Below are 13,098 nucleotides of genomic sequence, written 5' to 3' on the forward strand. Positions count from 1 at the left end.
CGATGGCGGTCGTCGCGATCCGCGACGACGAGCGCGGGTCGGCTGTCGTCGAGTTCGTCCTCGTCGGCGCCCTCCTCACCGTGCTGACCCTCGCGGTCCTCCAGCTCGGCATCGCCGTGCACGTGCGCAACATGATCCACGACGCCGCGGTCGAGGGCGCCTACCATGCCGCCCTCGCCGACGTGGGAGCAGAGGGCGGCGTCGCCCGGACGAGGGCCGTCATCGAGCGCGCCGTCGGCGCCGGCTACGCGCAGGACGTCACGGCGCAGTACGACGGGCACGACGTCCTCGTCACGGTGCGCGCCGCCATCCCCGTCGTGGGACTCATCGGCGTGCCCGGCACGTGGGAGGTGACCGCGCGTGCTCCCGCCGAGACGATCGGATGATCCAGCGGACGAGCGCGGGTCGGCCGCCCTGGAGTTCCTCGTGGGCGGGCTGCTGCTCCTCGTGCCGCTCGCGTACCTCGTCGTGATGCTCGGGAGCGTGCAGGAGCACGCCCTCGGCGTGGAGGCCGCCGCACGGCACGCCGCCCACGTGCTCGCGCGCTCGGACGGCCACGCCGAGGGCATCGGCGAGGTGCAGCGCGTCATCGCGGCCGTCGCCGTCGAGTACGGCATGGACCCGGCTGCGCTCGAGGTCGCCGTCACGTGCCCCGGTGCGCACAGCGGATGCCCGGAGCCCGGGACGACGGTCGTCGTCACCATCGCCGCGCAGGTGCCCCTGCCGTTCATCCCTCCCGTCCTCGGGCTCGACCAGCTCGCCTCCTTCCCCGTCGAGGCGACCTCCGCGCAGCGGGTGTCGCGGTTCTGGGACGGATCGTGAGATCGCCCCGCGGCGACGAGGCCGGCAGCATCCTGCCTCTCGCCATCGGATACGCGGTGCTCGCGATCGCGCTCATCGTCGTGTGCGCCGATGCCACGGCCCTCCATCTCGCGCAGAAGCGCCTCGACGCGCTCGCCGCCTCTGCCGCGCTCGCCGCAGCCGACGGCTTCGCGCTCTCCGTCGAGGGCGGCGCCGTGCGCGCCCGTCTCGACGACGCGCGCGTGGCGGAGCAGGCGGCCGCCCTCCTCGCCGCGACGGGCGACGACACCGCGCTCGTCTCGGCGGAGACTCCCGACGGCGTCTCCGCGCGCGTCACCGTCGCGACCGTGTGGCATCCGCCGATCGTGAGCATCGTCGTCCCGGGCGGCATCCCCCTCGAGGCGACCGCCACGAGCCGCACCGGCCTGGAGTGAGGCGACTCGCGTAACGGAACGGGCCGCGGTGCGTCTCATGTACGGAGACTCCCGCCGAGAGGAACGACATGGACCCCCGCAGCACCGGATCGTGGCCCCTGCCCGCCGCCGTCGAGACCGAGACCGACCCGCCCGCCCGTCTCGTCGTCGCCCTCACGAGCGCGGCCGTCGTCGCGGTCGCGCTCGCCGCGGCGACGGCGATCGTCGTCATCGTGTCGGTCTGAGCGCCGTCACCTCCCGCGCGGAGGCGCGTAGCGCGGCACGTACCGGAGGAACGCGCCCGCGCCGACGAGCCCGATGACCCCCACGACCGCCGTCGCGACCGGCAGCGACGCCGCGGCCGTGATCGCCGACACGACGAGCGGCGTGAGCGCCGCCCCGCCGTCGGTCAGCGTGCGCCACGAGCCGAGGAACGGCGCGGGATCGGTCTTCGGGGCGACGTCGGCGCCGAGCGTCAGCAGGATGCCCGACGAGAGCCCGTTGCCGACGCCGATGACGAGGGCGAGCACGCCGAACCACATCACCGACGTGTCGAGGTCGTGCGTGAACGCGAGCGCGCCGAACCCCGCGCCCATGAGCAGCATCGCCGGGACGGCGGCCCACAGCCGGCCGAAGCGGTCCATGACCTGCCCGCTCACGTAGAACAGAGAGAACTCCACGGCGCCCGCGACGCCCACGACGAGCGCGAGCGTCTGCGAGTCGAGGCCGATCGACACGCCCCACAGCGGCAGCACCGCCTGCCGCGCCGACCGCACGGCCGAGAGCGAGGCCGCCGTCGTGCCGAGCCGGGCGAGCAGCCCGCGGAACCGCCACATCGTGCGCAGCACGCCGGGGCTCCTCGCGCCGCCCGTCCGCGCCGTCGCCACCGCTCCCGTGACGGGTTCGCCCGTGTCCTCCGCCTCGTCGGGGACGACGCCGCGCTCCGCCGGAGCGGCGGCCGTCCGCTCCGCCTCGAGCGCCTTCTGCTCCGGATCGGGACCGAACGCGACGAGCGCCGCGACGCCCAGCAGACACGCCCCGAAGAACCACACCGACGCGATCTCGTCGTCGAAGAGCGCCAGCAGTCCCGCCGAGACGAACGGCCCCGTGAATCCGCCGAGCCGGAACGATCCGCCGACGAGGGCGAGCGCACGCGCGCGGAAGCGATACGGCACGCGCGTCGTCATGAAGGTGTGGCGCGCGACCGCGAACGACGACGCGCAGAACCCGAGGAGGAAGACAGACAGGCCCAGCACGCCGATGCTCGGCGCGACGAGCATGCCGGCGATGCCCGCGAGCGACGCGAGCGCGGCGATGAGCATCGTCCACCGCTCGCCGACGCGCGACACGAGCCATCCGGCGGGGATGTTGCCCGCCAGCTGCCCGACGACGATGGCGGCCGAGATGAGCGCGGCCACCGCGAGGTCCGCGCCCTGCCGTGCCGCGAGCGCCGGCAGGAGCGGCAGGATGGCACCCTGCCCGAGCGAGTAGAGGGCCGTCGGGCCGTACACCATGGGGGCGTAGCGCCGGAGCGCGTCGAACCCGGCGTCGTCGGATCCGGTTCGCGTGCTCATCGCCCACCAACTTACGCCCCGCGGCAGGATAGGCTGGATCGTCATGCTTGAGTTCGATCCTTCCGCCGAGATCCAGGCGCTGCGCACCACGTTCGACAACATCCGCGAGGTGGTGGACGTCGACGCCGTGCGCGCCGACATCGCTCGCCTGGAGCAGGAGGCGGCCGCCCCCGGGTTGTGGGACGACACCGCCAACGCGCAGAAGGTCACGAGCGCGCTGAGCCACCGTCAGTCCGACCTCGCGCGCATCACGGCCGTCGAGCGCCGCCTCGACGACCTCGAGGTGCTCGTCGAGCTCGCCAACGAGATGGGCGACGAGGACTCCGTCGCCGAGGCGCAGAAGGAGATCGCCGACCTCGAGCGCGTCATCGGCGACCTCGAGGTGAAGACCCTGCTCGACGGCGAGTACGACGAGCGGTCAGCCGTCGTCACGATCCGCTCCGGCGCGGGCGGCGACGACGCGACCGACTTCGCCGAGATGCTCATGCGCATGTACCTGCGCTGGGCCGAGCGCAACAAGTACCCCGTGAAGGTCATGGACACGTCGTACGCGGAGGGCGCCGGCATCAAGTCGGCCACCTTCGAGGTCGACGCGCCGTACGCCTACGGCATCCTCTCCGTCGAGGCCGGCACGCACCGGCTCGCGCGCATCAGCCCGTTCGGCTCCGCCGACAAGCGCCAGACGAGCTTCGCCGCCGTCGAGGTCATCCCCGTCATGGAGGAGGCGCAGGAGGTCGAGATCCCGGAGAACGACATCCGCGTCGACGTCTTCCGCTCCTCGGGCCCCGGCGGCCAGTCGGTCAACACGACCGACTCCGCCGTCCGCATCACGCACCTCCCGTCGGGCATCGTCGTGTCGATGCAGAACGAGAAGTCGCAGATCCAGAACCGCGCGGCCGCCATGCGCGTCCTCCAGACGCGCCTGCTCCTCCTCCAGCGGGAGGAGGAGGCCGCGAAGAAGAAGGAGCTCGCCGGCACCATCACGGCGAGCTGGGGCGACCAGATGCGCTCCTACTTCCTCTACGGGCAGCAGCTCGTGAAGGACCTCCGCACGGGCTACGAGGTGGGCAACCCCGCCGTCGTGTTCGACGGCGACATCGACGGCCTGATCAACGCCGGCATCCGGTGGCGCAAGCGCAAGGTCGAGGACTGAGCCTCTGACGCCGGGCCGACGCCCGGCGTTCACACCGCATCGGCCGCCGCGTCCGCGTCCGTTCATCGGGGGCGGGGACGCTCGCAGCCGTGAGCCGTGTCCGGGGCCCCGCGCGGGGCCGCGCCCTCGCCGTCCTCCTCCTCGCCGCGATCGCCGTCCCCGCCTGCGCGACCCCCGCGCCGCCTCTCGCGGCGCAGAGCACGGGCGACGTCGTCATCGACGAGGTCGTCGCCGGCACCTCCGCCGATCCGGACGCCTCGTCCGTCGAGCTGCGGAACCTCTCCGCCCACGCCGTCGACCTGTCCGGATGGCGCCTGTACCGCTGCACGGGCGAGGGCACGCGGCTCGGCGAGTCCGAGGTCGAGGCCGACCTCGCTGGCGTCGTCCTCGCCGCGGGCGAGCGCCTCGTCATCGGCTCTGCGGGCGGCGATCGCGCGCTGCGGGGGCCGTTCTCGGCGGATGGCTACGGGCTCGTCCTGGAGGACGCCCGGCACCTGCCCGTGGACGCTTTCGCCGCCTATCCGCGGGCGCCATGGCCCACCGACAGCGAGTGCGGGGCGCACGGCACCGTCCCCGACACGCTCGCCGCGGGGCTCGACGAGAGCTGGCAGCGCGTCGCGCGCACGGGCGATCCCGACGTCGACTGGGTGCGCACCCGCTCGACGCCGGGCGCACAGGGAGCGGTCGTGGCCGCCGCCTCCGCGCCATCCGTCGTCATCGCCGAGATCGCGCCCGCGGGCCCTGCCGCGGCCGACGACGACGTCGTCGAGCTCGCCAACGCGACGGACGCCGCGGTCGACCTCTCGGGCTGGAGCCTCTACCGGTGCACGCGCGACGGATCGCTCACGGCCGGCACCCGTCAGGTCGTCTTCGCCGACGGCACGGCGATCGAGCCCGGCGAGCGCCTCGCCGTGGGCGGGCCGGGATACGCCGGCGCCGCCGACGTCCGCACGGCGACCTCGCTCGCCGACACCGTGTCGGGCGCCCTCCTCGTGACGGACGACGGCGTGCGCGTCGACGGCGTGACGATCTCCGCCCACGCCGACACGGCCTGCCAGACGGGCGACGAGAAGCTCCCGGCCGTGCTCGATCACCGCACGGGGGAGAGCTGGCAGCGCGCGGACGGCACGGGCGACTGGATCGTCGCTCCGCGTACGCCCGGCGAGCGGAACGCCGACGCCGACAGCCGCGTCGCGACGGACTTCGCCTATCCCGCGGAGCCGGGGGTCGCGATCAGCGAGATCGCCACCGACCCGGTCGTGGCCGAACTCGATTCGCCCCGGAACCTCGTCGAGCTCGCGAACTACGGCGCCGAGCCCGTCGCGATCGGCGGATGGCGGCTCATCGGCTGCGATGCCGACGGCTTCCGCGAGCGCGCGGTGCTCGCGGAGATCCCCGCGGGGGAACGACTGGCCCCCGGCGCGACCTGGACGGCGACGGCGGAGGACGGTCTCGCCCATCCGCTCGGCTATCAGGGGTCGGGCGTCTGGCTGGAGGACACGGAGGGCGCGCGCGTCGACAGCGTCGGGATCTTCCACGCCAACGAGCTCGACGCGCCCGTCGACGTCGCGAGCCCCTGCACCAAGGGGCTCGCGCTCTCGACCTTCGGCGTCGACCGGCTCGCGGGGGAGACATGGCAGCGCGCGGCCTTCACGGGCGACGACGCGACCGACTTCGTCCCCGCCCGGGCGACGCCCGACGCGGCGCCGCTGCGAGAGCGGGCCGACGTGCTGAGCGCCCGGGCGCAGGAGCGCATCGCCGCGACCGTGCCCGTGACGGCGGTCGACGAGGAGCCGACGCCGACGGACGCATCGGCCGAGGGCGTCGACACGGCGATCACGGCGGTCTGGGCGGGAGCGGCGGACGGACCGCTCGCCGGGCGGGCCGGTGCGGACGAGCGGCCGCTCGACGCCTCTGCCGCCGCGCTAGACGCCGCCGACGACGGCTGGGCGCATCCGTTCCTGCGGTTCGAGCTCGCAGCCGGCTCCTCCGGTCGCGTCGCGTGGTCCGGTGTCGTCACGGGCCCCGCTCCCGTGCGGCTGTCGGCATGGACGGACGGCGGATGGCGCGCACTCGACGAGCGGACGGCATCCGCCGACGGCACGGTGACGCTGGCGGGCGAGCTCCCCTCCGGTGCGGACGCGGTGCTCGTGCAGATCGTGCCGCGCACCGAGGCCATCCGCGACGCCGCCGACGGGCTCGCGGATCCCTCCGACTACGACCTCGCCCTCAGCCACCTCACGGACACGCAGTACCTGACGGAAGCGCATCCGGCCGTCGCGCTCGAGCAGGCGGCCTGGGTCGCCGCGAACGCCGAGGCCCGGCGCATCGCGTTCGCCGTGCACACGGGCGACCTCGTGCAGAACTGGGTCGACGCGGCGCAGGACCCCGCGAGGGCGGAGCGCGAGTTCGCGCTCGCCTCCGCCGCTCAGGCCGTCATCGAGGGAGCGGGAGTGCCCGTGAGCACGCTGCCGGGAAACCACGACAGCAAGCGCGGCGCCACCGTCGACCTGTACAACGACTGGTTCGGCCCGGACCGGTACGCCGACGACCCCGCCTTCGGCGGCGCCATCGCGCCCGACGACGCGAGCGCGAGCTGGTCGTCGTTCACGGCGGCGCGCGCGGAGTTCGTCGTGCTCTCGCTGCCCTACGCGTACGGGGAGCGGGAGCTCGCCTGGGCGGAGGGGGTCGTCGCCGGCCACCCGCACGCCAACGTCATCGTCGCGACGCACGAGCACCTGCTGCCGGAGGACGGCTCAGCCGACGCCGAGCGCGCCACCTCGAACCGCTGGGTGTCGCGCGCCGACGAGCTGTGGGAGCGCATCGTGGCGCCGAACCGCAACGTCGTGCTCGTGCTCTCGGGCCACTACCACGGGCTCGCCCGCATCGAGACGGCCGACGCGGGAGGCATCCCCGGACACGACGTCGTCGAGATCCTCGGCGACTACCAGGACTTCCGCACGTCGACCGGCATGCGCGCGACCGGGTTCCAGAGGATCCTCCAGGTGGCGGTCGCGTCCGGCGAGATCGCCGTCGACACGCTCTCGACGACGCTCGGGGAGCGGACGAGCGCCCCCTACGACTACCCGCAGGCCGTCGAGGACGACGGGCGGGACACGACGGGCTCGTCGGATCGGCCGTGGCGGATCGTCGCGGAGGGTCTCCAAGGGCGGTACGACGCCGCAGACGACGACTTCCGCGTGACGGTCCGGCTGCAGTACGCCAAGGGCCTCGAGACGACGGGGATCGTCCTGGACTGAGCTTGTACGCTGGCAGCATGCCGTCGCGCGAAGATGACGCCCTCTCCTGGGAGGGCGACGACGACCCCACCCTCCGCCCCGGCGGCGACACGCCGGCGACCGGCGCGTCCGACGACGCACCGGCTCTGCCCGCAGGATGGCGCGCGGTCGGCGCCGGCAGCGAGACGGTTCCCGAGGAGGCCGCAGCCGAACCGGCCCCGGCACAGGGTCTCGGGAACGTCGCCCTGGTCTCCCTCGGCCTGCTCGGCGGCGTCTACCTCTTCTGGACGATCGGATGGGTCCTCGGGACCACACGCCTCGCGGCGTGGGTGCAGTCGGGCACCGACGCCGTGGCCGACGTCATGTTCCAGGCGAGCATGTGGCTCGCGATCGCGACGCCCGCCGCCTGGTTCGCGGCGGTCCTCGTCCTGACCCGCCGCGCGGCGACCTGGAAGCGCATCGTGCTCCTGCTCGCGGGCGCCGTCGTGCTCGTGCCGTGGCCTTTCCTCATGTCCGGGTCGTTCATCGTGGTGGGAGCGTGACGCGCATGGCCGTGGAGACCCCGAAGAAGCGCACGCCCGTCTGGGTCGTGTCGGTCGTCGCCGGCGCGTTCGGGCTGCTCTACGCGTACGCCGTGTGGAGCGGCGTGTCGTACCTCGTGCTCTACGCGCAGATCGCGAGCCAGTACGGCACCTCGCTCACCCCGATGGCGGCCGTCGTCCTCGTGCTCGCCATCGCCGTCCCCGTCGTGCTGTTCTTCGTCGCGCTGTTCGCGGGGATGCGCCGCGGCGGCGCGGCGCTCGCCCTCCTCCTCGCGGGCGGACTCATGCTCACGGCCGTCTACTGGATGAACGCGCAGGCGTACACCGCGTCGACGGCGTTCCTCGCCGTCTGAGCGTCATCCCCCGCCGCGCGTCGGGTCGTGCCGCCGCCCTCCGATAGAGTGGGGCCGTCGCGCCCCCACGGCGTGTGGCGCGCAGCCCCGCCCCCGCGCGCCCGCGCACATACGCATCGAAGGATCCACCCGTGCCGAAGCCCGTCGTGCTCATCGCCGAAGAACTGTCCCCCGCAACGATCGAGGCGCTCGGCCCCGACTTCGACATCCGCCATGTGGACGGGACCGACCGCCCCGCCCTGTTCGACGCCCTGAGCGACGCCGACGCCATCCTCATCCGCTCGGCGACGAAGGTCGACGAGGAGGCCCTCGCGCACGCGCCGAAGCTCAAGGTCGTCGCCCGCGCGGGCGTGGGCCTCGACAACGTCGACATCAAGGCCGCGACGACGGCCGGCGTCATGGTCGTCAACGCGCCGACGTCGAACATCATCTCCGCCGCCGAGCTCACGTGCGGGCACATCCTGAGCCTCGCCCGCCACATCCCGGCCGCCCGCGCCTCGCTCGGGGCGGGGGAGTGGAAGCGCAGCGCGTACACGGGGACGGAGCTCTTCGAGAAGACGCTCGGCGTCGTCGGCCTCGGCCGCATCGGCGCGCTCGTCGCCGCCCGCATGCAGGGCTTCGGGATGCGCGTCGTCGCCTTCGACCCCTACGTCACCTCGGCGCGCGCCCAGCAGCTCGGCGTCGAGCTGCTGAGCCTCGACGAGCTCGTCGCCCAGGCCGACTTCCTCACGATCCACATGCCGAAGACGCCCGAGACGACCGGCATGATCGGCGCGGCGCAGCTGAAGGCCATGAAGCCGACGGCGTACGTCGTGAACGTCGCCCGCGGCGGCCTCATCGACGAGGCGGCGCTCACGGGGGCTCTCGCGGCAGGAGAGATCGCGGGAGCCGGCCTCGACGTCTTCACGAGCGAGCCGCCGGCCGACACCTCGCTCACGGGACTCCCCAACGTGGTCGCGACGCCGCACCTCGGGGCGTCGACCGACGAGGCGCAGGAGAAGGCGGGCGTCTCGGTCGCGAAGTCGGTCAAGCTCGCGCTCGAGGGCGACCTCGTCCCCGACGCGGTCAACGTCGCCGGCGGTGTCATCGACCCGTTCGTGCGCCCCGGCATCGCGCTCGTCGAGAAGCTCGGCCAGGTGTTCAGCGGCCTCGCGACCTCGGCGCTCACGAGCCTCGACATCGAGGTGCGCGGCGAGCTCGCCGACTACGACGTGAGCGTGTACCGCCTCGCGGCGCTCAAGGGCGTGCTCTCGAACGTGGTGAGCGAGAACGTCTCCTACGTCAACGCCCCCCTGTTCGCCGAGCAGCGCGGCATCGAGACGCGTCTCATCGTCGAGAAGGAGAGCCCCGAGTACCGCAACATCACCATCCTGCGCGGAGCCCTCTCCGACGGCACGGTGCTCACGGTGGCGGGCACGCTCGCCGGGACGCGCATGGTGCAGAAGATCGTCGGCATCAACGGCCACGAGGTCGAGGTCCCGATCGACCGCCACCACGTCGTCATGCTGTACACCGACCGCCCCGGCATCGTCGCGGTCTACGGGCAGCGGTTCGGCGAGGCGGGGATCAACATCGCGGGCATGCAGATCGCACGCCGCGAGGCGGGCGGCCAGGCGCTCTCGGTCCTGACGGTCGACTCGCGCGTGCCCGACGAGCTGCTCGCCGAGGTGGGCGCCGCGATCGACGCGTCGGTCATCCGCCAGATCGAGATCTCCGAGGTCTGATCGTCCGACCGCGACGCGCCCCCGAGCTCCGGCTCAGGGGCGCGTCGCCGTCCGCACGAGCGCGATGAGCGCGTCGAGCGCCGCGCCCGTCGGAACCGGCCCCGGCACGTCGTTGAGCAGCGCCGAGTTGATGTAGAGCCCGTCGCTCAGGAGCAGCACGAGGTCGAGCGCCGCCTGGTCGCGCACATGGGGGCGGATGGCGTCGGCCCATGCCTCCCGAAGCTCGGCGAGTGCGGCGGTCGCCTTCGCGCTGCCGCCGTGGGCGAGCCTGCCCGCCGCCGAGATGGCGCGGTCGAACGGGCTCCCGACATGACCTGAGGTGGCGAGGAAGTAGTCGACGGGGCCGGACGGGGCCGTCTGCATGGCTTCCAGGTCCTGCGCCGCGAGCGCGTGCAGGCGGTCGAGGAGACCCGTGTCGAGCGCGTCGCGCGAGCCGAAGTGGTAGAGCAGGCCGCCCTTCGACACCCCTGCCCGTCGAGCGACGGCGTCGAGCGTGGCGGCGCGCGCGCCGTCTTCGATGAGGATCGCCTCGAACGCGTCGAGGACCTTGTCGCGGGCCCTGGGCGGTCGGCTCATGTGGACGAGCCTCTCATGTCGCCGCTCAGCAGGTGCACAGCCATCCCAATTACTGTACCATCTGGACGGTATAGAAACGGATGGCGACATGAGCACCACGACGCAGACGACCACGACCCCGATCGCGCACGAGCGCGTCGGATGGCGCGCCTGGGCGGCGCTCGCCGTGCTGATGCTCCCCGTGCTCCTCGTGTCGATCGACAACACGATCCTCAACTTCGCGCTCCCGGCGATCGCGCGCGACCTCGAGCCGACGGCTGCCGAGCAGCTCTGGATCATCGACGCGTACTCGCTCGTGCTCGCCGGCCTGCTCGTGACGATGGGCTCCTTCGGCGACCGGTTCGGCCGGCGGCGCCTCCTGCTCATCGGCGCCGTCGGCTTCACCGCCGTGTCGGTGCTCGCGGCGTTCGCGCCGACGGCGGGATGGCTCATCGCGGCGCGCGCGGGCATGGGCCTCTTCGGCGCGACGCTCATGCCGTCGACCATGTCGCTGCTGCGGTCGATCTTCCCGAACCGCGACCAGCGGCGCATCGCCGTGGCGGTCTGGGCGGGGATGTTCTCCGCGGGCGGCGCGCTCGGCCCCATCGTCGGCGGCTTCCTCATCGAGCACTTCCCGTGGCAGAGCGTCTTCCTGCTCGCCGTGCCGATGCTCGTGCTCCTGCTCGTGCTCGCGCCGTTCCTCGTCGCCGAGAGCCGCGACCCGCACCCCGGCCGCATCGACGTCGCGAGCATCGTGCTGTCGATGCTCGCGCTCGGGCCCGTCGCCTACGGCATCAAGGAGATCGCCGTCCACGGTGCCGCGGGGGTGCTCCCCCTCGCGATCGGCGGGATGTTCGGATGGCTCTTCGTGCGGCGTCAGCGGCGCATGGCCCAGCCGATGCTCGACATGTCGCTGTTCCGACGCGCGGCGTTCAGCGGCTCGCTCCTCGTCAACCTGTTCAGCGTCATCGCGATGGTCGGGTTCCTCTACTTCGTCTCCCAGCACCTCCAGATGATCGTGGGGCTGAGCCCGATCGAGGCGGGCCTCGCGCTCCTCCCCGGGGCGGTCACCTCCATCGCCGGCGGGTTCGCCGTCACGCCGATCGCCCGGCGCGTTCGGGCATCCGTCGTCATCCCGGTCGCGCTCGTGCTCTCGTTCGCGGCGTACCTCATCGTGGCGTTCGCGGGCGCCCACGACGTGGGGATGCTCGTCGTGGGCTTCGCGCTCCTCGGCGCGGGGATCGGCGCGGCCGAGACCGTGTCCGGCGAGCTCATCCTGGCGAACGCGCCGGTCGAGAAGGCGGGTGCCGCGAGCGCGGTGTCGGAGACCGCCTACGAGCTCGGGGCGGTGCTCGGCACGTCGATCCTCGGCGGCATCCTCACGGCGTGGTATCGGGGCGCGCTCGTCGTGCCGGACGGCGTGCCCGCAGAGCTGGCCGCTCACGCGCAGGAGACCCTCGCGGGCGCCGTCAACGCGGCGCAGACGATCGGCGGCACCACGGGCGATGCGCTGCAGGCGGCCGCCGCCGCGGCGTTCGACGGCGGCGTCACGGTGACCTCGCTCATCGGCGCCGGCCTCGTCGTGCTGGCGATGGCGATCGCGGCGACTACCCTGGGAGGACGCCGCGACCGCGCTCCGCGCTGAGCCCCGCGCGGCGGATGAGAACTGCCGAAGGAGAGCAATGCCGCGCGTCGTGAAACTGGCCGTCATCCCGGGCGACGGGATCGGCCCCGAGGTCATCGCCGAAGCCGAGAAGGTGCTCGACGCCGTGACGGCGGGGGGCGACGTCTCCTTCGAGAAGACCCGCTTCTCGCTCGGCGCCGGCCGCTTCCTCGAGACGGGCGACACCCTCACCGACGACGACCTCTCGGCCATCGCCCGGCACGACGCGATCCTCCTCGGCGCCGTCGGCGGTGTGCCGGGCGACCCCCGCCTCAAGGACGCCAACATCGAGCGCGGGCTGCTGCTGCGGCTGCGCTTCGCGCTCGACCACTACGTCAACCTCCGGCCGTCGAAGCTCTACGCGGGGCAGGCGGGGCCGCTCGCCGAGCCGGGCGACATCGACTTCGTCGTCGTCCGCGAGGGCACGGAGGGGCCCTATGTCGGCAACGGCGGCGCCATCCGTCAGGGCACGCCCCACGAGGTCGCCAACGAGACGAGCGTCAACACGGCGTACGGCGTCGAGCGCGTCGTGCGGTACGCGTTCGACCTCGCCGAGCGCCGCGACAGGCGGCTCACGCTCGTGCACAAGACGAACGTCCTCGTGAACGCCGGCTCGCTGTGGAAGCGGATCGTCGACGAGGTGGCGGGGGAGCACCCCGACGTGGCCGTAGACTATCTGCACGTCGACGCCGCGACGATCTTCCTGGTCACGAACCCGGGTCGCTTCGACGTCATCGTCACCGACAACCTCTTCGGAGACATCCTCACAGACCTGGCCGGCGCCGTCACCGGTGGCATCGGCCTGGCAGCCTCGGGCAACATCAACCCCGACGGCGCCTTCCCCTCGATGTTCGAGCCCGTGCACGGCTCCGCCCCCGACATCGCGGGCTCCCAGAAGGCCGACCCCACCGCGGCGATCGGCTCCGTCGCGCTCCTCCTCGACCACCTCGGCCTCCGAGAGGAGGCGGATCGCGTATCGCGCGCGATCGAGGAGGACATCGCCGCACGGTCGGGCGCCCGCTCGACGTCCGAGATCGGCGACGCGATCGCCGCCCGCGTGCAGACGATCCGCTGACAGCCC

13 protein-coding genes are annotated in these 13,098 nt (G+C 73.1%); 11 read left to right on the plus strand and 2 right to left on the minus strand.

Annotated features, from left to right (window positions below; translation table 11 throughout):
* Positions 1-2: 2 nt before the first annotated feature.
* The 4 genes from ABD998_RS01440 to ABD998_RS01455 all read left to right on the plus strand — a co-directional run bounded on the left by ABD998_RS01440 (position 3) and on the right by ABD998_RS01455 (position 1,459).
* Complete coding sequence (locus ABD998_RS01440) at positions 3-386, plus strand: TadE/TadG family type IV pilus assembly protein (RefSeq protein WP_345435196.1); 384 nt, start codon at positions 3-5, stop codon at positions 384-386.
* The gene (locus ABD998_RS01445) at positions 361-822 is read left to right on the plus strand and encodes a TadE family protein (protein ID WP_345435198.1); all 462 of its coding nucleotides are present in this window, start codon (positions 361-363) and stop codon (positions 820-822) included. The genes ABD998_RS01440 and ABD998_RS01445 overlap by 26 nt, the downstream gene beginning before the upstream one ends.
* Positions 819-1,235 carry a pilus assembly protein TadG-related protein gene (locus ABD998_RS01450; protein ID WP_345435200.1) on the plus strand — a complete coding sequence of 139 codons (417 nt, stop codon included), beginning with the start codon at positions 819-821 and terminating at the stop codon, positions 1,233-1,235. Before ABD998_RS01445 ends, ABD998_RS01450 begins: the two co-directional genes overlap by 4 nt.
* Before the next feature lie 68 nt (positions 1,236-1,303).
* Positions 1,304-1,459 carry a hypothetical protein gene (locus ABD998_RS01455; RefSeq protein ID WP_345435202.1) on the plus strand — a complete coding sequence of 52 codons (156 nt, stop codon included), beginning with the start codon at positions 1,304-1,306 and terminating at the stop codon, positions 1,457-1,459.
* Between the two features lie 6 nt (positions 1,460-1,465).
* On the opposite strand, the gene ABD998_RS01460 is transcribed toward ABD998_RS01455, so the two are convergent.
* Positions 1,466-2,788: an MFS transporter gene (locus ABD998_RS01460; protein ID WP_425562942.1), complete on the minus strand. Its 1,323-nt coding sequence runs from the start codon at positions 2,786-2,788 to the stop codon at positions 1,466-1,468.
* A 43-nt stretch (positions 2,789-2,831) separates the two neighbouring features.
* On the opposite strand from ABD998_RS01460, the gene prfB reads away from it, so the two are divergent.
* From prfB to serA, 5 genes are all read left to right on the plus strand, one after another.
* Positions 2,832-3,941, plus strand: a complete 1,110-nt coding sequence (prfB, locus tag ABD998_RS01465) for a peptide chain release factor 2 (protein WP_345435204.1) — start codon at positions 2,832-2,834, stop codon at positions 3,939-3,941.
* An 89-nt stretch (positions 3,942-4,030) separates the two neighbouring features.
* Complete coding sequence (locus ABD998_RS01470) at positions 4,031-7,201, plus strand: lamin tail domain-containing protein (protein WP_345435206.1); 3,171 nt, start codon at positions 4,031-4,033, stop codon at positions 7,199-7,201.
* Positions 7,202-7,218: 17 nt separating this feature from the next.
* The gene (locus ABD998_RS01475; RefSeq protein WP_345435209.1) at positions 7,219-7,722 is read left to right on the plus strand and encodes a DNA polymerase III subunit gamma/tau; all 504 of its coding nucleotides are present in this window, start codon (positions 7,219-7,221) and stop codon (positions 7,720-7,722) included.
* Positions 7,723-7,727: 5 nt separating this feature from the next.
* Entirely contained in the window at positions 7,728-8,075 is a 348-nt protein-coding gene (locus tag ABD998_RS01480) for a hypothetical protein (protein WP_345435210.1), read from the plus strand.
* A gap of 131 nt (positions 8,076-8,206) precedes the next feature.
* Positions 8,207-9,799, plus strand: a complete 1,593-nt coding sequence (gene serA / locus ABD998_RS01485; protein WP_345435212.1) for a phosphoglycerate dehydrogenase — start codon at positions 8,207-8,209, stop codon at positions 9,797-9,799.
* A gap of 33 nt (positions 9,800-9,832) precedes the next feature.
* On the opposite strand, the gene ABD998_RS01490 is transcribed toward serA, so the two are convergent.
* Positions 9,833-10,375, minus strand: coding sequence for a TetR/AcrR family transcriptional regulator (locus ABD998_RS01490; RefSeq protein WP_345435214.1), 543 nt, complete (start codon positions 10,373-10,375; stop codon positions 9,833-9,835).
* An 88-nt stretch (positions 10,376-10,463) separates the two neighbouring features.
* Here ABD998_RS01490 and ABD998_RS01495 point away from each other — a divergent pair, with 88 nt between their 5' ends.
* Positions 10,464-11,999, plus strand: coding sequence for an MFS transporter (locus tag ABD998_RS01495; RefSeq protein ID WP_345435216.1), 1,536 nt, complete (start codon positions 10,464-10,466; stop codon positions 11,997-11,999).
* A gap of 37 nt (positions 12,000-12,036) precedes the next feature.
* Complete coding sequence (locus ABD998_RS01500) at positions 12,037-13,092, plus strand: 3-isopropylmalate dehydrogenase (RefSeq protein WP_345435218.1); 1,056 nt, start codon at positions 12,037-12,039, stop codon at positions 13,090-13,092.
* Positions 13,093-13,098: the final 6 nt, after the last annotated feature.

Source organism: Microbacterium gilvum (assembly GCF_039543865.1).
GTDB lineage: Bacteria > Actinomycetota > Actinomycetes > Actinomycetales > Microbacteriaceae > Microbacterium > Microbacterium gilvum.

Bases quoted from the DNA above. Each gene is read 5' to 3' on its own strand.
- ABD998_RS01460 (WP_425562942.1), bottom strand. From the start codon at position 2,788: ATGAGCACGCGAACCGGATCCGACGACGCCGGGTTCGACGCGCTCCGG.
- ABD998_RS01500 (WP_345435218.1), top strand. From the start codon at position 12,037: ATGCCGCGCGTCGTGAAACTGGCCGTCATCCCGGGCGACGGGATCGGC.
- ABD998_RS01440 (WP_345435196.1), top strand. From the start codon at position 3: ATGGCGGTCGTCGCGATCCGCGACGACGAGCGCGGGTCGGCTGTCGTC.
- ABD998_RS01455 (WP_345435202.1), top strand. From the start codon at position 1,304: ATGGACCCCCGCAGCACCGGATCGTGGCCCCTGCCCGCCGCCGTCGAG.
- ABD998_RS01480 (WP_345435210.1), top strand. From the start codon at position 7,728: ATGGCCGTGGAGACCCCGAAGAAGCGCACGCCCGTCTGGGTCGTGTCG.
- ABD998_RS01495 (WP_345435216.1), top strand. From the start codon at position 10,464: ATGAGCACCACGACGCAGACGACCACGACCCCGATCGCGCACGAGCGC.
- prfB (WP_345435204.1), top strand. From the start codon at position 2,832: ATGCTTGAGTTCGATCCTTCCGCCGAGATCCAGGCGCTGCGCACCACG.
- ABD998_RS01475 (WP_345435209.1), top strand. From the start codon at position 7,219: ATGCCGTCGCGCGAAGATGACGCCCTCTCCTGGGAGGGCGACGACGAC.
- ABD998_RS01490 (WP_345435214.1), bottom strand. From the start codon at position 10,375: ATGAGCCGACCGCCCAGGGCCCGCGACAAGGTCCTCGACGCGTTCGAG.